This is a genomic window from Lutimaribacter saemankumensis (assembly GCF_900100005.1).
Classification (GTDB): Bacteria; Pseudomonadota; Alphaproteobacteria; order Rhodobacterales; family Rhodobacteraceae; genus Lutimaribacter; species Lutimaribacter saemankumensis.
Window position 1 is genome coordinate 19,062 of the sequence record NZ_FNEB01000004.1, and the last position, 17,885, is coordinate 36,946.

General features: G+C 65.1%; 17 protein-coding genes and 1 riboswitch. Of the genes, 13 read left to right on the top strand and 4 right to left on the bottom strand.

Features of this window, described 5'->3' with window-relative positions; genetic code table 11:
• Positions 1-35 precede the first annotated feature (35 nt).
• Positions 36-2,621, top strand: a complete 2,586-nt coding sequence (locus BLT50_RS09095) for an AMP-binding protein (RefSeq protein WP_175491440.1) — start codon at positions 36-38, stop codon at positions 2,619-2,621.
• 10 nt (positions 2,622-2,631) lie between these two features.
• Here the strand turns inward: BLT50_RS09095 and BLT50_RS09100 are convergent, their stop codons facing one another.
• Positions 2,632-3,834, bottom strand: coding sequence for a glycosyltransferase family 4 protein (locus BLT50_RS09100; RefSeq protein WP_090028373.1), 1,203 nt, complete (start codon positions 3,832-3,834; stop codon positions 2,632-2,634).
• A 315-nt stretch (positions 3,835-4,149) separates the two neighbouring features.
• On the opposite strand from BLT50_RS09100, the gene BLT50_RS09105 reads away from it, so the two are divergent.
• The gene (locus tag BLT50_RS09105; protein ID WP_090028374.1) at positions 4,150-5,013 is read left to right on the top strand and encodes a glycosyltransferase family 2 protein; all 864 of its coding nucleotides are present in this window, start codon (positions 4,150-4,152) and stop codon (positions 5,011-5,013) included.
• Positions 5,014-5,017: 4 nt separating this feature from the next.
• Positions 5,018-5,824, top strand: a complete 807-nt coding sequence (locus tag BLT50_RS09110; protein WP_175491441.1) for a sulfotransferase — start codon at positions 5,018-5,020, stop codon at positions 5,822-5,824.
• Positions 5,825-5,827: 3 nt separating this feature from the next.
• Here the strand turns inward: BLT50_RS09110 and BLT50_RS09115 are convergent, their stop codons facing one another.
• The 3 genes from BLT50_RS09115 to BLT50_RS09125 are packed head-to-tail and all read right to left on the bottom strand — an operon-like array spanning position 5,828 to position 8,639.
• Entirely contained in the window at positions 5,828-6,805 is a 978-nt protein-coding gene (locus tag BLT50_RS09115) for a glycosyltransferase family 2 protein (RefSeq protein WP_090028376.1), read from the bottom strand.
• Positions 6,795-7,646: a sulfotransferase family protein gene (locus BLT50_RS09120; protein WP_090028377.1), complete on the bottom strand. Its 852-nt coding sequence runs from the start codon at positions 7,644-7,646 to the stop codon at positions 6,795-6,797. The genes BLT50_RS09115 and BLT50_RS09120 overlap by 11 nt, the downstream gene beginning before the upstream one ends.
• Positions 7,647-7,649: 3 nt before the next feature.
• Positions 7,650-8,639, bottom strand: coding sequence for a glycosyltransferase family 2 protein (locus tag BLT50_RS09125; RefSeq protein ID WP_090028378.1), 990 nt, complete (start codon positions 8,637-8,639; stop codon positions 7,650-7,652).
• A 218-nt stretch (positions 8,640-8,857) separates the two neighbouring features.
• On the opposite strand from BLT50_RS09125, the gene BLT50_RS09130 reads away from it, so the two are divergent.
• From BLT50_RS09130 to BLT50_RS09175, 10 genes are all read left to right on the top strand, one after another.
• A complete protein-coding gene (locus BLT50_RS09130) occupies positions 8,858-9,952 on the top strand; it encodes a CaiB/BaiF CoA transferase family protein (RefSeq protein ID WP_090028379.1) in 1,095 nt (364 codons plus the stop codon).
• 35 nt (positions 9,953-9,987) lie between these two features.
• Positions 9,988-10,785, top strand: a complete 798-nt coding sequence (locus tag BLT50_RS09135; RefSeq protein ID WP_090028380.1) for a crotonase/enoyl-CoA hydratase family protein — start codon at positions 9,988-9,990, stop codon at positions 10,783-10,785.
• A gap of 51 nt (positions 10,786-10,836) precedes the next feature.
• Positions 10,837-11,496 (top strand): dimethylsulfonioproprionate lyase family protein, encoded by a 660-nt coding sequence (locus BLT50_RS09140; protein WP_090028381.1) that lies wholly within the window; start codon positions 10,837-10,839, stop codon positions 11,494-11,496.
• 58 nt (positions 11,497-11,554) lie between these two features.
• A riboswitch (cobalamin riboswitch) is annotated at positions 11,555-11,776 on the top strand.
• Positions 11,777-11,906: 130 nt separating this feature from the next.
• Positions 11,907-13,700, top strand: coding sequence for a TonB-dependent receptor plug domain-containing protein (locus BLT50_RS09145; RefSeq protein WP_090028382.1), 1,794 nt, complete (start codon positions 11,907-11,909; stop codon positions 13,698-13,700).
• Positions 13,687-14,523: an ABC transporter substrate-binding protein gene (locus tag BLT50_RS09150; RefSeq protein ID WP_175491437.1), complete on the top strand. Its 837-nt coding sequence runs from the start codon at positions 13,687-13,689 to the stop codon at positions 14,521-14,523. The genes BLT50_RS09145 and BLT50_RS09150 overlap by 14 nt, the downstream gene beginning before the upstream one ends.
• Positions 14,520-15,503, top strand: coding sequence for a FecCD family ABC transporter permease (locus BLT50_RS09155; RefSeq protein WP_090028384.1), 984 nt, complete (start codon positions 14,520-14,522; stop codon positions 15,501-15,503). The genes BLT50_RS09150 and BLT50_RS09155 overlap by 4 nt, the downstream gene beginning before the upstream one ends.
• Positions 15,500-16,252 (top strand): ABC transporter ATP-binding protein, encoded by a 753-nt coding sequence (locus tag BLT50_RS09160; protein ID WP_090028385.1) that lies wholly within the window; start codon positions 15,500-15,502, stop codon positions 16,250-16,252. Before BLT50_RS09155 ends, BLT50_RS09160 begins: the two co-directional genes overlap by 4 nt.
• Positions 16,249-16,899: an adenosylcobinamide amidohydrolase gene (locus tag BLT50_RS09165; RefSeq protein WP_090028386.1), complete on the top strand. Its 651-nt coding sequence runs from the start codon at positions 16,249-16,251 to the stop codon at positions 16,897-16,899. Before BLT50_RS09160 ends, BLT50_RS09165 begins: the two co-directional genes overlap by 4 nt.
• Positions 16,896-17,501, top strand: coding sequence for a MotA/TolQ/ExbB proton channel family protein (locus BLT50_RS09170; RefSeq protein ID WP_090028387.1), 606 nt, complete (start codon positions 16,896-16,898; stop codon positions 17,499-17,501). Before BLT50_RS09165 ends, BLT50_RS09170 begins: the two co-directional genes overlap by 4 nt.
• Positions 17,501-17,881, top strand: coding sequence for an ExbD/TolR family protein (locus tag BLT50_RS09175; RefSeq protein WP_090028602.1), 381 nt, complete (start codon positions 17,501-17,503; stop codon positions 17,879-17,881). The genes BLT50_RS09170 and BLT50_RS09175 overlap by 1 nt, the downstream gene beginning before the upstream one ends.
• Positions 17,882-17,885 lie beyond the last annotated feature (4 nt).

Genomic DNA, 17,885 nt, shown 5'->3' on the forward strand with positions numbered 1-17,885 from the left:
GGTGGTAACGCGCTTGTGCAGGGGCGATGCCGCAAATGACCGCAAGGCTTTCGGCTGTGGCAATTCAGGCCACGAACTCACTGGATTTTCTTGAGCGGGCTTTCTCGCTTTATGCCGCGGGAACGACCTTCACCGTTCAGCGACCGGGTCTGGATCTTTCTCGATATCCGGGTCTTGCTGTCGCGGACCGGCAAGAAGCGCTTGCCGGTGGAGGATGGGGCAAACTGTCCTTCGTGCCCGAAGACAGCGACCGGCCTGCGCAAATCCTGTTCTCATCCGGCACCGAAGGCCTGCCCAAACCCATTGTCCTGAGCCCGCGCAATATTTCGGATGTCGTAAGACGGCTGAATGCCGCGATGGACGTGGACGAAACGATCCGGGAATATATCGGGGTGCCGGTCACCTATTCCTTTGGCCTGGGCCGTGTCCGGGCGGTTTCGGCTGCAGGGGGCAAGTTTTTTCTGCCTGACCGCTTCGATCCGGCGGAAATCCGAAGAATGCTGGAAGCGGATGAGATCAACGCGATATCCGCGGTGCCGACGCTTTGGCGCATCGTGCTTGCAAATCCGGACGCAATCGGTGCGGCCGGCGCCCGTGTGCGCTGGATCGAGATCGGCAGTCAATACATGTCCGGCGAAGAGAAAGCGGCCCTGAAACGTCTGTTTCCGAACGCCCGCATCGTTCAGCATTATGGCCTGACCGAAGCATCGCGCACCACGTTCCTCGATGTATCCCGTGACGACGAAGATGTGCTGGAAAGCGTCGGCCATGCCGCCCCGCCCGCTGAAATCCGTATTGGCGGCGAAGGCGAAGTCTGCATTCGTGGCGACCATGTCGCGCTGGGTCAACTTACCGAAGATGGCAGCATAGCCCCGCTTGTCGGCAAGGATGGGTGGCTTCACACTAAGGATCGCGGGGAAATCCGCGATGGCGTACTTTATTATCTTGGCCGTTTGGATGACCAGATGAACATCGCCGGCGTCAACGTGAACGCGGAAAACCTCGAACGCGAAATTGTCGACCTGTGCAACTGTGCAGGCCACGTCGCTGTAACCAGTATAGCCGATCCATTGCGTGGCGATGCGGTTGTCGTGGCGGTTGATGCAGCTTTTTCCGACCGTGCGCCGCTGATCGAAAAGGCCGCAGAAATCGCCCTGCGGAAGATGGGGGTAAACCAGGCTGGCGGCCTTCATCTTTTCGAAGTCGACGAAATTCCCGTGACCGGAACGGGAAAGATCCAACGCAAGGAGCTGCGCAGACGTTTCGAAGCGCGGCCCGAAAGAACGTCTGCCGCCTCGCCGGACGCCGTCGCGACCGATCTTACAGAGGGGCAGGAACGCATCGCGGAGGCTTGGCGCAAGGTTGTCGGGCAAGTCGCGATTTCGGCCGACGAAAGCTTTTATGACATCGGCGGTGACTCGCTCAGCGCGGTTCAGATCGGGCTGGTGATGGAAAGCGGCTTCGCCCAGGCCACGGTGCGGGCCACGCTCGAAGGTCGCAGCCTGCGCGAGGTTGCCGACACCCTGGAGGCGGAGGGCAGCTCAACGGATGAAAGCAGATCGCTCCCCAACCGCACGACCGCGACGTGGTCCGTCAACATTGCACGTGCGCTGATGGTGATGGCGGTATTGACCTCTCATTGGGGCCCGGGCTTTTTTCAGCGGCTCGGTATCGGACGCGAAGCCGACTACGTCCTGGGTGGCATCTACCGAATGGGAACAGAAGGTTTTGCCACCGTCTTTGGATTTGGGTTGGGCTTTTTCTACTTGCCGCGCTACGCGAGCGACAAATCGGCCGTCCACAGACGCTTGCGCCTGTCGCTCGTTCTGGTCCTGTCCGGCCTGACGTTGATCGCGTGCGTGCATCTTTTGCTTTTGGCGCTCGAGGGTCGGGCGATCGGTGGGCTCGAGGTCGGGCTCGCATTCTACAATATTCTTGCATTTTACGTGCTCGCATTCGCGACCGCGCCTGTCTGGCTTTGGTATCTCGGACGGGGCAGCGTCACTGTGCGCGCGCTTGGTGTCGCGGTGGCGGGGCCGGTTCTGATGTGGATTTTCCGGTCGCTATTCCCTGATCGGGTCGATGGTGTTCTGGAATGGTTGCGCCTGCTGACAGTCGCGAATTACAGCTATTTCCTTCTTCTTTCCCTGGTATTTCCCGCCATCGCGATCGGGTATTGGTTCTCGGGTCAAAAGGGATCTGCGCAAGCCAGCCGGACGTTGCTGGGCGGCGGGGTCACGGGCATGGCTCTGGCCACTCTGATCGGGATCGACGTGATGGGGCTGGATGCCTTCGCAACCGGGAAGTCGCCGTTTTTCACAAGCTTCCTGGGGAACTTGTTCTACTTTTCGTTGGTGGTCGCGCTTGTCGGTTCGTTTGATCTGGTTCTGAAATCCTGGCACGGTTTCGGAACGGTGCGACGTGGGATACTGCAAATCCTGATCGTGATCGGGGGGCTGGCGCTTCCGATTTTTGCCTTTCACGGCATCGTCATACCCACCAAGGACATTCTGGTCGTTCTCGGCCTTCCCGGCATTGTCGCCTTGGGCGTGCCAATGGGCGCATTCCTTGCGGTCATGCTGTATCTGGGATGGCGGCTCCGCCGGATGTATTTCGGCTGACCCGTCGACTTTATCCGACGACTTCGCGGATATGCCCCAGCAGTGCCCGTGCCTCTTTGCCGATGTCGTGCTGACGTTCGACACGGCTGCGTCCTTCCGCGCCCATCGCGCGCAGCCTTTCGGCGCCGGTATCCAGGGCCGCGCGCATCGCGGCGGCGATGTCGCTGACCGAGCCCGCAGGCACCAGCCATCCGCAACTTTCGTCGACCAGCTCCGGGATGCCGGCGATATAGCTGGAGATCGCCGGGCGCCCGAGGGCGAAGGCCTCCATGATCACGACGGGCAGGCCTTCGGCGAAGCTGGGCAGAACCAGCGCGCGGGCCCGGCCAAGCTCCTCCCGGACCTCGGCGTTGCTCCGCCATCCCATCAGGGTGACGTTCCGCTCCAGCCCATGCCGGGCAATCGCCGCTTCGACATCCGCGCGCGTTTCGCCGTCGCCGATCAGGTGCAGCCGAACATCCGGGTGGGTCTTTGCGACCTCGGCGGTGGCCTCGACGATCAGCGTTTGCGCCTTTTGCGGGCAAAGCCGCCCGACGCAGACAAAAGGGGCTCCGCCGTCAAAGGGCGCGTCGCTCACCGGGTAGTCGCCCAGGTTCACCCCGCAATGCACGATCTTCAGCTTGTCCCAGTGCGCCATCCCGGCGGCCAAGGCCAACTGCACCCGCGCGAAATTGGAAATCGCCGCAACGAAACGTGCCTCGACCACCTTCATCGCCAAAGAGGCCGGCCCCCAATCGACGAACTCGTCGGGGCCGTGGGCGGTAAAGCTGTATCCCGGCCCGCCAAGACGCTGCGACAGCAGCGCCACGGCGGCTGTGTTGGTGGAAAAATGGGCATGGATATGCGTGATGCCGTCACGCAAGGCACGCCGCTTCAGCGACACGGCCTCGAGCAAATAGGCCACATGCGGCACGAAGCCCCGTCCCGCATTCCTCCAGAGCCGCGCCCAACCACCCAGCGCGCGCCACATGCCCAACGGGTTTGCCACGCATTCCTTCGCGAAATCGGCCAGCAATGCGGGCACGCGCCCCGACAGGAGGTAAAACGTGCGCTCTTTTTCGGCCTTGTCGGCGGGGTCCACCAGTTCGCCATCCCAGGGACGCAGCGCATAGCGCATCACCTCGACCCCATCGGCCTCGATCGCATGGATCTCGCGCCGGATGAAGGTGCCGCTGATGACCGGGTACATATTCATCAGATAGCCGATGCGCATCGCTGAAATCCCTTGAACAAATCCGTGTTGCGCCAACCCTTTGGAAAACGGGTGTAGCGGAAATTTCCGGGCGATTACAGGCTGTAAAGCGCGGCGCCCGGTCCGCTGGCATGTCGCGCGCGCATGTCATTACTATGACCGCAAACGGGAAATCCCGAGAAACCCGCCTTGGGGTTGCCGCATTGCCCCACCTTTTGCCGAATGATGCAAGCGTAACTGCTTGACCGTCGACAAGCGCAAAGCCTTGCGGCTATCGCGGGAAGGTGATGTTTGCGATACGAATGGTTTCAACGGGTTTTTTGACGGCAGGATGGCATGACGTCTGCGGAAATCGCGCAAGACAACAGGGATGAACCGCTCTCGGTCATCATCGCCGCGCGCAACGAAGAGAATTACATTGGCGACTGCCTGCGCTCGGTGCTGGCACAGGACGATCGCGCCGGCATTGTCGAAACGATCGTCGCCGCCAACGCATGCACCGACCGAACGATCGAAGCGGCGCAGGCATTTCTGCCCGACTTCGAAGCCCGCGGTTGGACGCTCAAGGTGATCGACGTGCCGGAGCCGGGAAAACCCAACGCCTTGAATGCCGGTGATGATGCCGCCAGCTCCAATGCCCGCGTCTATCTGGATGCCGATATCCGGCTTGACCCGCATATGCTCGGACAATTGCGTCAGGCCCTGTCGCCGGATCGCGCCGTTTACGTAACCGGCACGCTAGCCGTTACACGTGCCAAAAGCTGGATCACCCGCCAATACGCAAGGCTGTGGATCGAACTGCCTTTCGTGAAAGGCGGCGCTGTCGGTGCCGGTTTTTTTGCCGTGAACGCGGCCGGCCGCGCGCGATGGGACGCCTTTCCCGCAATCATTTCCGACGATACATTTGCGCGTCTTCAGTTCACACCCGATGAGCGCGTCGAAGTGCCCGCCCGGTATCACTGGCCCATGGTCGAAGGTTTCACCAACCTGGTGCGTGTGCGCCGCCGCCAGGACGAAGGGGTTCGCGAACTTCTACGCCTGTACCCGGGCATTGCAGACCGCGAAGCCAAGGCAAGCCCGACACGCGCCGAACTGATCGGGCTGGCCATGCGCAAGCCGGTGCCGTTCCTGACCTATGCCATGGTGCATGTTACCGTCCGGCTCAGGAACTCCGGCACGGAATGGACAAGGGGGAGGTAGGGGTATGGAACACCACGTCATACTGACCCTCGGCAGAAGCGGCAGCAATACCTTGCGCGACATGCTGAACCAAAGCCCGGAAGTCCTGAATTTCGGAGAGGTTCTCGGTGAATGGAACCTTATTCGCAAACTGCAGCGCAAGGTGCCATTCATGCCCCGCACCGACGAGGCGTTCCTGGATTGGGTGCTCTACTCCAATGCTTTCCTGACGGGCGTGAATACCGTGCGAACCCTTCGAAAAAGGCTTTCGGGCGAGGCGGCTCATGCCAAGCCGCGCGGTCAGATCAAAACGTTCGGCATCAAGGATTTCTCGCTTAACTTTCATCGATACGGGCTGGCGGACTATCTGGACAAACGCCCTGATATCAAGGTGATCGGCCTGATCCGTGAGGATGTGGTGGATCGGATGATCTCGAACGCGATGCTCGGGGCGACGGGGGTCGTGGCGGCGAGGGATGAAAGCGGCACGCGCAAACGGCTGCGTATCGACCCGGCCCACATCTCGACCTTGCTTTCGGACATCGAACACGAGAATGCCCAGCTCGATCAAATGCTGGGGCGCCTTCCAGAGGCGCGCAAATACATCATACGGTATGACGAGCTTTTTTCCGACCCGGACAGCCGTAGTCGCATAATGACCGAAGCTTTCGGGTTTCTCGGTGTGACGCCGGTCGCAACCACGGAGCGGATGAAAAAGATCATTCGCACGCCCATCGCCGAAACGATCGAGAATTTCGAAGAGTGTCTCACCGCGGTCAAGGGCACAGCGCACGAAGCCTTGCTGCGTTCTGCGGCCCAGATGCCCGACTGACGCCTATTTATACTCGATCAACCCGCCCCGTTGGCCGCGCAGGCGGTGCCACCAATACTCGGCTACTCCGGCCAGTTCCGCGAATTTGCCGACGACCAGAAAGAACGCCCGTTCCCAGGCAGTCTTGCCGCCGCCTTCGCGCAGGGCGAGGCGGGCCACTTGCGCGGGGTAGATCAGCGCCAATGCCAGCGCCCAAGGCCCGGCGAAGGCCGCCAAAAGCAGGATCGCCAACGGTATCACGCCGCCCCAGACGATCGCGCGCCGTGTCTCGGTGACCCAGTGGCGGGTCGGGCCGCGCCCATGCAGTGCCGCACCTTCGGCAAAGGCGTGGCCGGACCGGCGGCTGCGTTTCCAGAACTGGCCAAACCGCGTCATCGCCGCGTCGTGCCACGTCATCTCGTGGTCCAGCCGCCAGATCCGCCAGCCTTCAAGGCGCAGGCGCACGCAGAGTTCCGGCTCCTCGCCTGCGATCAGGTCGGGGTTGTAGCCGCCAACGGCGCGCAACGCCGCCACCCGCATCAGCGCATCGCCGCCGCAGGCCGTGGCCTCGCCCACCGGCGTGTCCCATTCCCAATCGCATAGCCGGTTATAGACGGTGGCATCGGGATACCGTTCGCGCCGGCGGCCGCAGACAACGGCGACATCGGGATGCGCCTCCAGAAAGGCGCTGGCCGCCGCGATCCAGCCGTCGCGCAACTCGCAATCCCCGTCGATGAACTGCACATGGTCGAACGCGCCTTGCGCCAGCAACGCGTCCAGCCCGGCGTTGCGCGCCCGTGCGGCGGTAAAGGGCAGGTCCATGTCCAGGGCGACAACCTCGACGCCGCGGGCGCGGGCCTCGGCCACGCTGTCGTCGGTCGATCCTGAATCCACGTAGACGACATGCGCCACGCCTTTGCGGACCGAGTCGAGGCACCGGATCAGGCGGTCGCCTTCGTTCCGGCCGATCACGACCGCGCCGATGCGGGGATCAGCCGTCATCGGACAGGAACGGATAGCTGGCGCGCAGGTCGTCGCGGTCCGGGAAGAGGCGCCGGAGCTGCGCGAAATCCTTGGTGAACCGCGCGATCAGGCGCGCGCGGGTGGCGGGTGACATTTCGGGCCTCTGGCGCATCTGGCGCGATGCCTTGATCCGGTCGCGCACCCCCTGTGGGATCAGCGCGCGGCGCAGGGCCGCGGCAACGGGGTTGTCGAACACCAGCTTGTGCATCGGGAAACGCCGGATGCGTTCGGCCGACACGTTCATCTGCGCCAGATCGTCCTTCCAGCGCGGTGTTCCGGTATACCCGATGAATGCGCAGGCGCGTTCCAGCGTGGCCTGGGGTTCTGCCTTCATACCCTCGAGGCTCAGGATCAGCACGTTTTCGCGCCCGAACCTGTCGATATAAGGCGCGATCTGCATGGCATAGCAGCCGTAGGCGGCCAGTTCCTCGTGCTGTTCGAACGCGGTGTCGATCTCGCCCGACATCACGCCCATCGTCCATTCATGGATATAATGCGACACCGCGCGCGCCACCGGATCGCGGATCAGGTAGATGATCTTGGGTGCCTCCAGCGCCGCGGCCATGCGGGGCAGGGCGTCGGGGTGGGTGGGCTGCTTGGTGTAATGCGTGCTCGCCTCGCCCTTGAGGTCGCCCGGGGCGGCTCCGGCGAACAGGTTTTCGTACCAGCCCAGCCCGCGGGCAAAGACCTCGTCGTCGGAAAAGAAGTTCGGCTCTTTCGGTTCGGTCATGAAGATGCCGGGCTGTGCGCCCAACTGCGCGGCCAGCGTGCTGGTGCCGCATTTCATCGCGCCGACGATCAGGTAATCGGGTAAAGCCAAGGCTCAGCCCCCCATCCGCAGGCTGTCATCCAGCGGCGACAGGACGTTCGTCCAGATATCGCGCGCCTCGCTTGCGTTGCTGGGAGGAACGGCCCTGCCGAAAATCAACCGCAGCCGCGCCAGCGCACGGCCCGCCAGCCAGGCGACGTTGGCGCGCATCGGCCCGGTTGGCCCATGGGCCTGACGGAAGAACCGCGTGCGCGATGCATAGAAATAGGCCGGCAGGCGTTTCTTTTCCTTCGCCAGCGCCTTGACCGGGCCGCTGCCCCCGCGGAAATGCACGGCGCGCGCCTGCGGCACATAGGCGATCCGCCAGCCCGCCTGCCGCGCGCGCCAGCAATATTCGATATCCTCGAAATACAGGAAATACCCCTCGTCCATCGGGCCGATCGCGTCGATCATCCGGCGGCGCAGCAGGATGCAGGCGAAACTGGCCCAGTCGATCTGGTCCGGTTCGGGCGGCATGCGCAGCGACACGAGGCGACGCGCCAACAGTTTGCTGATTGCGCCTGTCCGTGCACCCCGGTCGAACTCGCTCGCCGGGGATGGAAAGCGAAAGCAGCTGATCTGCTGTTCACCGTCGTCATAGTCGATGCGCGGCGCGAACAGTCCGATGTCCGGTTGGGCATCCGCGGCGGCCAGGATTTCGGCCATGAAGCCGGGGCGCAGCACTGCGTCCGAATTCAGCACCAGGACATAATCGGACGACCGTGCCGCAAAGCCCTGGTTGTGACCGCCGGAAAAGCCGGAATTCGTGGCCGACCGCACCAGACTGACCCGGCGGGGTTCGGGCAGGCTGTCGATCCAGGCGGCGATCTCGTCGGCCGATCCGTCGCCCGACAGGTTGTCGACGATCACGACATGCCCGTCGATATCGCCCAGGTCGTCCAGCACCGATTGCACGCATTGGATGGTCAGCGCCCCGGTGCGGTAATTGATGATCGACACCACGACCCTGTGCGGTGGCGTAATGGTACGGGGCGTGTCCGGCATCAAATAATCCGCTTGAAAATCCTTTGGCGCTAGGCACGCCTGTCGCGCGGAGTATAGGGAGCGCCCCCCAAGCCCGTAAACCCCCAGAAAGCCCGTGGAAACACTGTTTCAGACGCCCGGCCGCACAGGGGCGACCCTGCGTCACTTTTCGCACCCTGTCTTGAATTTGCCGTCCCGCTTGCGGTTAATGCCAGCCGGACGGCAAAGGGGAGGGCGCCATGCTCGACGGCATCCGCATTATCGAGATCGAAGGCCTTGGGCCCGGTCCTTTCGCGGCGATGACGCTGGCCGATCTCGGCGCCGAAGTGATCGTCGTGCACCGCAAGGGCGGGGGCAGCGCCCCGGGGCAGCCCGCGCGCAACCCTCTCGACCGGGGCAAGCGGTCGATCTCGCTCGATCTGAAAGACCCCGACGACCTGGAAACCGTCAAGCGCCTGATCGCCGGGGCCGACGGCCTGATCGAAGGGTTCCGCCCCGGCGTGATGGAGCGGCTGGGCCTTGGCCCTGCGGATGCCCACGCGCTCAATCCGGCGCTGGTCTATGGCCGCATGACCGGCTGGGGCCAGGACGGGCCGCGCGCCATGCAGGCCGGGCATGACCTGAATTATATCGCGCTGTCGGGGGCGCTCTGGTATGCCTCGCCCGCCGGACAGCCGCCCTTTACCCCGCCGACAATCGTGGGCGATATCGGGGGTGGGGCGCTCTATCTTGTGGCCGGGATGCTGGCCGGGCTGATCCGCGCGGGGCGAACGGGGGCGGGCACGGTGGTCGATGCCGCAATCGTCGACGGATCGGCGCACATGATGAACCTCCTGATGTCTCTGGGTGCGGCGGGCGGTCTATCGATGCAGCGCGGCCAAAGCATTCTCGACGGACCGCATTGGAGCCGCTGCTACGCCTGCGCCGACGGGCAGTTCCTGTCCGTCCAAAGTCTCGAGCCGAAATTCTACGCCATTTTCCTCGACCGCATGGGCCTGTCCGACGATGCCGAATTTCAAAAGCAGTTCGACAAATCCGCCTGGCCCGCGCTGACGGACCGGCTGGCCGCGATCTTTGCCGGGAAACCGCTGGCGCATTGGGTCGCCCTGTTCGAGGGCAGCGATGCCTGCGTGGCGCCCGTGAATGCCCCGGACGGCGCGGCGGCGGATGCCCATATGGCGGCGCGCGGCATCTGGCACCAGGATGAACAGGGTCTGCAGGCGGCCGCGGCCCCGCGTTTCGACGGCAGGACGCCGCCCGCCCCACGCCCCGCACCAACCCGTGGCCAGGATGCCGATGCGATCCTGGCCGAACTCAACACCGGCCGGGCCTGACCCGCGCCACACTTACAAACCCGAAGGAACACATCATGGACAGCCTCGACATCTTCGACCTGGAAAACCTGGCGATCAGCGCCGATGACGATGGCATCGTCACGCTTTCGCTCAACCGTCCGGCCAAGCGCAACGCGCTCAACGCCGCGACCGTGGACGAGTTGATCGAGGTGTTTTCGAAACTGCCGCGCATGGGCGCGCGCGCCGTGATCCTGCGCGCCGAAGGTCCGCATTTCTGCGCCGGTCTCGACCTCGTGGAACACCACGCCGAAGATCGCCGCCCCGAAGATTTCATGCATATCTGCCTGCGCTGGCACGAGGCGTTCAACAAGATGGAATATGGCGGCGTGCCGGTCATCGCCGCGCTCAAGGGGGCTGTTGTGGGCGGTGGGCTGGAACTGGCCAGTTCGGCCCATATCCGGGTTGCCGATGCCAGCACCTACTTTGCTCTGCCCGAAGGGCAGCGGGGCCTGTTCACCGGTGGCGGGGCCACGATCCGCGTGGCCGATCTGGTCGGCAAGGCGCGCATGATCGACATGATGCTCACGGGCCGCGTCTACAAGGGCGACGAGGCGATCAGCGTGGGCCTTGCGCAATACCTGGTCGAGGATTCCGAGGCCAAGGCGCTGGAAATCGCGCGCGCCGCCGCCACCAACCCGCCGCTGTCGAATTTCGCGATCTGCTCGGCGATCTCGCACATGCAGAACATGTCGGGGCTGGATGCGGCCTATGCGGAATCCGTGGTCGCGGGCATCGTCAACACGCAGCCCGCCTCGCGCGGGCGGCTCGAAGCGTTCGCCAACAAGACGGCCGCGCGCGTCCGGCCCGAGTGACCGGATGCCTGCAGGGGCGTCTTGCGGCTCTGAACAGGGGGCAAGCCTGCGATGACGACGGAACGGCGGATAAGGGATTGCCCTGAATGGGAATATCTTCTGCGCGATTTCTATGAATTCTACCGCCGGCTGCCCGCCGGCGGCAGCGCCAAGATCCGCAGCCACCAGCGCAATGTGCGCGAACAGATCAGCCGCGTGATGAAGGCCAATGCCGAGGTGCGGTCGGTCGAACCGGTCGAAAAGCCCGTCACCGCCCATCTCCAGCGCGCGCTGGACAATGGCCGGCTGGAGCGTCACGCGCCCTTCATCCGCGCGCTCGAGGCAGTGCGCGATCAGTTCGTGTGGCAATACGGCTATGAAAAGGTGCCTCGCGGGCTGGAACGCAAATACGCCTATGCCGAACTGGTCGGACCGACCGGCCCGGTCGTCACCGACGAGGTGATCCTCGGCCTTGTGCTGTTCGCGCCGAAATGCACCTATCCCGCCCATTCCCATGACGGCATCACCGAAAGCTATATCTGCCTGTCCGGCGCGGTGTCGGAAAACGATCAGGGCGTCTACAGCCCCGGCTCGCTGATCTTCAACCCGCCGGGCCAACTGCACCGCATCACCACCGCCGACAACAATCCCGCGCTCTTGTGCTATGCGTGGACGGGAGCGCGCGAAAAGCTGGCCAACCAGAAAATGGTGTTCACACGCGCCCCGCGCTGATGTCGCGCCGGCGCGCCGCGGCGTCGCCTTTCCCCTTTCATCGAATCCCTCCATCCAGTAATCACGACATTGCTTCGGTCCGGTCGATTCACTCGGCCGGGTAAAAGGGAACGCGGTGAGGGCCGCCCGAAAGGACAGCCCAAGGCCGCGACTGCCCCCGCAACTGTAAGCGGTGAGCGACGCCGGCATATGCCACTGCCGCGCCCTGTGGGCGCCGCGGGAAGGCCCGGCCAAGCGATGACCCGCAAGTCAGGAGACCTGCCGAAGTGATCACCCTATCCGGGCGCGGGGCGCGCCGTGGATAACGGACCTTCCGTAGTGGTGGCATCTTTCACCGTCACGGGAGGGCGCAGTCCTTCCGCAAGACAATACAAAATCCCGGGCCATGGCCCGAAGGAGGGACAAGAACCATGAAAAGGACGCTACTGGCATCCGTCGCTTTCACCGCATTGCTTGCCGCGCCCGGTCTGGCGCAGGAGGCGTTCGATCTCGACGAGATCGTCGTGTCGCCCAGCCTGGCGCCGGTCGACCCCGCCCGCACCGGCGCGACCGTCGAGGTTGTCGAAGGCGACAACCTGCAAAATGCCGACACCTCGCTGATCCAGACGCTGTCGCGCGAACCCGGTGTCAGCTTTTCGGCCAACGGCGGGGTGGGCAGCAACACGACGCTGCGCATCCGCGGCCTGGACACATCCTATATCGGTGTGCGCGTGAACGGGATCGACGTGACCGATCCGTCCTCGACGCAGACGGGGTTCAATTTCGGCGGGCTGACCGCTGCGGGGCTTGGCCGGGTCGAAATCCTGAAAGGCTCGCAATCGGCGATCTACGGGTCCGAGGCGATTGCCGGGGTCGTCGACATCACCACCGCACGCCCGCGCGGCCTGGGCTTTTCGGCCGATCTCAACCTCGAGGCGGGCAGCTTCGGCACGCGGTCGGGCAGCCTTTGGATGGGGCATGCAACCGAGCGCGGCGAGGTCGCGCTCAGCTATTCGCGGCTGATCACAGATGGCATTTCGGCGCTGGCCTCGGACACCGAAGAGGACGGTTTCGAACAAGAGATGCTGACCCTGTCCACGCGCTACGACCTGACCGACACGGTCACGGTCGGTGCCTCGGCGCTCTGGCGTGACGGCATGGTGGAAATCGACCGCCCGTTTGTCGGCAATGCCGGCGAAAACTTCTTTACCCAGCGCGGCGCACGTGTCTTCGCCGAATTCGAAACCGGCGGCATCGATCATCGCCTCAGCTATTCGGTGTTCGATAGCGAACGCCGCGATCCCGGCGGGTTCACCCCGTATTTCAACGGCGACCGCGAAGAGTTGCAATATCTTGGATCGGTGGAAATCGGTGGCACGAGCACGCTTGGCTTCGGTCTGGACGAAACACGCGAAACCTTCGACATTCCCGGCGCCTCGGGCGAGGTGACCACGCGGTCTGTCTTTGCCGAATTGCAATTGCGTCCGGCCGACGATCTCGATCTGTCGCTGGCGCTGCGGCATGACGATCATTCGCGCTTTGGCGGCAGCACCACCGGGCGCATCGCGGCGGCCTGGCGCGCACAGCCGGACCTGACGCTACGCGCGGTTCTGGGCAGCGGATTCCGCGCGCCCTCGCTCTATGAACTCTTCGGCCCGTACGGCAGCACCACGCTGCAACCCGAACAAAGCCGTTCGTTCGAATTGGGGGCGGAAAAGACGTTCGAGGCCGGGTTCGTGCGCGCGACTGCGTTCTACACCGAAATCGACGATCTGATCGGCTATGACTTCATCCTCTCGGCCTATAACCAGCAGCCCGGCACCACCGTCACGCGCGGGCTGGAACTGGCCGGCCGCTACGCGCTTTCGGACCGTGTGGCGCTTTTTGCCAACTACACGCTGACCGATGCCAAGACCGAAGGCATCCGCCTTGTCCGCGTGCCGCGCCACGATCTGGTGCTTGGCCTCGACGCCGATCTCGGCAACGGGTTCAACGGCACGTTCGAGGTTCAGCGCGTCGCCGATGTCGAAGCCAGCGCCTTTGCGCCGGTGGACAACAAGGTAGGAGATTACACCCTGGTCAATCTCGGTGTCAGCTATGACATCACGGACCGGGCGCAGGCCTATCTGCGGGTCGAGAACCTGCTGGACGAAGACTACGAAACCGCGGGCGGCTACAACACGCCGGGCCGCGCGGCGTATTTCGGGCTCCGTGCGTCCTTCTAGGATCATACCCTGGCTCGCCGCGCTTGCCCTGGCAGGCGCGGCTGCCCATGCCGACATCCCGAAAAGGGTGGTGTCGGTCAACCTGTGCACCGATCAGCTTGCGATGCTGGTCGCGGGGCCGGGGCAGCTTGTGTCGGTCACGCCTCTGGCCGCCAACCCGCGCACCTCGGCCATGGCCGAAGAGGCGGCGGCGATACCCGTCAACCATGCCCGCGCCGAAGAGGTCTATCTTCTCAAGCCCGACCTGGTGATCGCCGGGCGTTTTACGGACCGCGCCACCGTCGACATGCTGCGCCGCCTTGGTATCCGGGTCGAGGAATTCGCCCCCGCCTATGCGCTTTCGGATGTGCCCGACCGGCTGACGCGCATCGGGGCCCTGCTGGGGCAAGAGGCGCGCGCGGCCGAACTGGTCGACCGGTTCAACGCGCAACTGGCCGAATTGTCCTCTTCCACACAGGACCGTCCGCAGGCAGCGCTTTATTACGCCAACGGATACACGTCGGGCGATGCGTCGCTGGCCGGGCAGATCCTGCGCGCGGCCGGGTTCGACAATGTGGCGACCGGGATGGGTTATGGCGCGATCGGCGCTCTGCCGCTGGAGCTGCTGGCGATGGCCGACCCGGATGTCGTCGTGACGGGCAACCCCTATCCGGGTGCCTCGCGGTCAGAGGCGATCATGGACCACCCCGTTGTCACAGCGCTTAAACGGGGCCGGGTCACCGGCACCGTGACCGACCGCAACTGGGTGTGCGGCACGCCTTACGTTTTGCAGGCGGTCGAAGACCTGGTCGCCCTGCGCCGCGCGGTGGAGGCGGGGCAATGACGCGGCTGATGGCATCGCTGTCGCTGGCCGTCGCGGCGCTTTTTGTGCTGTCGCTGCTGGTTGGCCCGGCCAGCATCGCTCCGCTCGATAGCCTTGCAGGGCTTTTCGGCGGGGGGGACGGGCCGGTTGCCATGGTGATGCGCGAAATCCGCCTGCCGCGCGCGATCCTGGCCGCGATGATCGGCGCAAGCCTTGGCCTTGCCGGGGCGGCGATGCAGGGATACCTGCGCAACCCGCTGGCCGAACCGGGGCTGATCGGCGTTTCGGGATCGGCCGCGCTGGGCGCGGTGATCGCGATCCAGACCGGGCTGTCGGCGAGTTTCGCGCTGGGGCTGCCGCTGATGGCTCTGGCCGGTGCGCTGGGCGGCGTGCTTCTGGTGCTGGCCCTTGCGGGCCCCCGCGGCGGGTCGCTGGTGCTGATCCTTGCGGGCATCGCGATCTCGGCCATGGCCGGGGCGCTGACGCAACTCGTGCTGAACCTGTCGCAGAACCCCTTTGCCGTGAACGAGATCGTGTTCTGGATGATGGGATCGCTTGCCGACCGCTCGATGACGCATCTGTGGCTGGCCTTGCCCTTCACGCTGCTGGGTTGGGTGCTGCTGGCCTCGCTCGGGCGGGGGCTCGACGCGCTGACGCTGGGCGAGGACGCGGCCGAGGCGATGGGCATTCACCTGTCCCGCCTGCGGCTGGTGCTGATCCTTGGCACCGCCTGCGTTGTGGGGGCTGGTACCGCCGTGGCCGGGGCCATCGGGTTCGTCGGGCTGGTGGTGCCGCACCTGTTGCGGCCCTGGGTGGGCGCGCAGCCTTCGCGGCTCCTTTGGGCGTCGGCACTTGGGGGGGCGGCGATGCTGCTTGCGGCCGATCTTGCCGTGCGCCTGGTGTTGCCCGAACGCGACCTGAAACTGGGCGTTCTGACCGCGCTGGTGGGCGCGCCGCTGTTCCTGCACCTCATCTACAAGACGCGGAGGGAGATGCCATGACGCTGCTTTCCCTGCGCGATCTGTCCGTCACCCTGCGCGGCAGGCCGGTCTTTTCCGGCGTGACGCTGAATATCGGCGCGGGCGAAATGGTGGGACTGATCGGCCCCAACGGTGCGGGCAAGACCACGCTGATGCGCGCGGCGCTGGGACTGCTCGACCATGACGGCCAAAGCAGCCTTGCCGCGCTCGATCCGCGCGCGCGGGCCCAAGCGGTCGCGTGGATGCCGCAGGCGCGTGAAATCGCCTGGCCGGTCACGGTCGAGGCGCTGGTCACGCTTGGCCGCACGCCGCATCGCGCCCGCCGCCTGACCGAGGCGGATCATCACGCCGTCGACCGGGCGATCGACTGGATGGGTCTGTCGCATATGCGCCAGCGCACCGCCACGCGGCTGTCGGGCGGAGAGCAGGCCCGCGTCCTGATTGCCCGCGCCCTGGCGCAGGACACGCCCCTTGTCATGGCGGACGAACCCATCGCCGGGCTCGATCCCGCCCACCAGATCGCGACCATGGAAACCTTTGCCGGGCTCGCGCGGTCGGGCCGGTCGGTGTTGGTGTCGCTGCATGACCTGGGCCTTGCCGCGCGCCACTGTTCGCGGCTGATCCTGCTGGGGCAGGGGCAGGTGATGGCCGATGGCACGCCGGCCAAGGTGCTGACGCCCGAAATGGTCGCACAGGCTTTCGGGATCACCGCCTACCAGGCCGAAACCGACCAGGGCCGCATCTTCCAACCGCTCGAGGTGCTGGAATGAGTGTCACGCTGTCGCGCCCCTGGCTGGACTTCGATCTTGGCGCCGAAATGCCGGTGCTCAGCTTCACGCTGAACCGTCCCGGTTTCGTCACGGCGCGGCGTATCCTGTGGCGCGAGGTGCGCAATGCCGATCTTACGCCCGATCTGGACGTGGCCGATTGGCTGGCCGGCGAGCTTGCCCCGCGCGGCGGGCAGGATGCGCCCTGTTTCCTGACCTCGCGCGACGTCAGCGCCTTCGAGGTGGCCGAGGCGGTCGTCGATGACGTCACCGCAACCGCCGTTGCCACGGTGGGCTTGTCCAATGCCGAAAGGATCGGCACGCGCATGGCCTATGACCCGGACAGCTTCGGTACGATCAACGTGGCGCTTCGCCTGTCTGCCGGGCTGACGCAGGCGGCGTTGGTGGAAACACTGGCCATCGTTGCGCAGGCCCGCACAACCGCCGTCATCGAACTGGGCCACCAATTGCCCACGGGCATTGCCACGGGCACCGGTACCGATTGCATCGCCGTCGCCGCGCCGTCGGGGGACACAGTGTTTGCGGGCATGCACACGGCGATTGGCGTGGCGGCGGGCCGTGCGGTATACGACGCCGTGCGCGCGGGCGGCGCATACTGGATGAAACATGTCAGACGGGGGGCGGCATGACGGGATTTGACAGCCTTCAGGGCCTGCTCGACCGGGGTGGCCCGGCGCTCTGGGTCATTGCCGCGCTGTCGGTTCTGACGGTCGCCATCATCGCATGGAAGCTGTGGCGCCTCGCGCTGGCGGGTGTCTGGGCGCCTGGCCGCGCCGAGGCCGTGGTGGCCGGGCATGGCGCGCCCGCGCCCGACAGCGCCAACCTGCGCCTGCGCTTCGTGTCGCGGGTGCGTGGCGTTCTGTCCGGCGCCTTGCCGCCCGAGGCGCAGCGCGACGAGATCACCCGCCTTGCCATGCGCGAAATCGCGGGCCTGCGCGCGGGCTTGCGGCCGCTGGAACTGATCGTGACGATCGCGCCGCTGGTCGGGCTTCTGGGCACGGTGCTGGGCATGATCGACGCGTTCCAGGCCTTGCAGGACAGCGGGTCGCGCGCCGATCCGTCGGTTCTGGCCGGCGGCATATGGGAGGCGCTCTTGACCACCGCCGCCGGCATGGCGGTGGCGATCCCCGCCGCCGTGGCGCTGTCGGCCTTCGAAGGGGTGGCCGAGCGGGTGCAGGGCGACATGGAAGACATGGCCACCCGCATGGTCAACGCGCAGGGGGGCACGTGATGTTCGCCTTTGCCGCACCGCGCCTGCGCCGCCGGCCCAGCCTTACGCCGATGATCGACGTGGTGTTCCTGCTGCTCATCTTTTTCATGCTGGCCGCGCGGTTCGGGATGGATGCGGCGCTGCCGCTGGATCCCGGCGGGCTTGGATCGGGCAGCTACGAAGGGCCGCCGCGCTTGGTGGATATCGGCCCCGATACGCTGCGCCTGAACGGGCGCGAGGTGGCCGCGGATACGCTTGCCGATACCCTTGCGCCGCTGATGACCGGGCCGGACGACATCGTCGTTCTGCGCCCGCGTGACGGGGCCGATCTGCAGCGGCTGATCGATGTGGCGAACGTGTTGCGCGATGCGGGGCTGACCCGTGTCACGGTGGTGGAGTGACGCC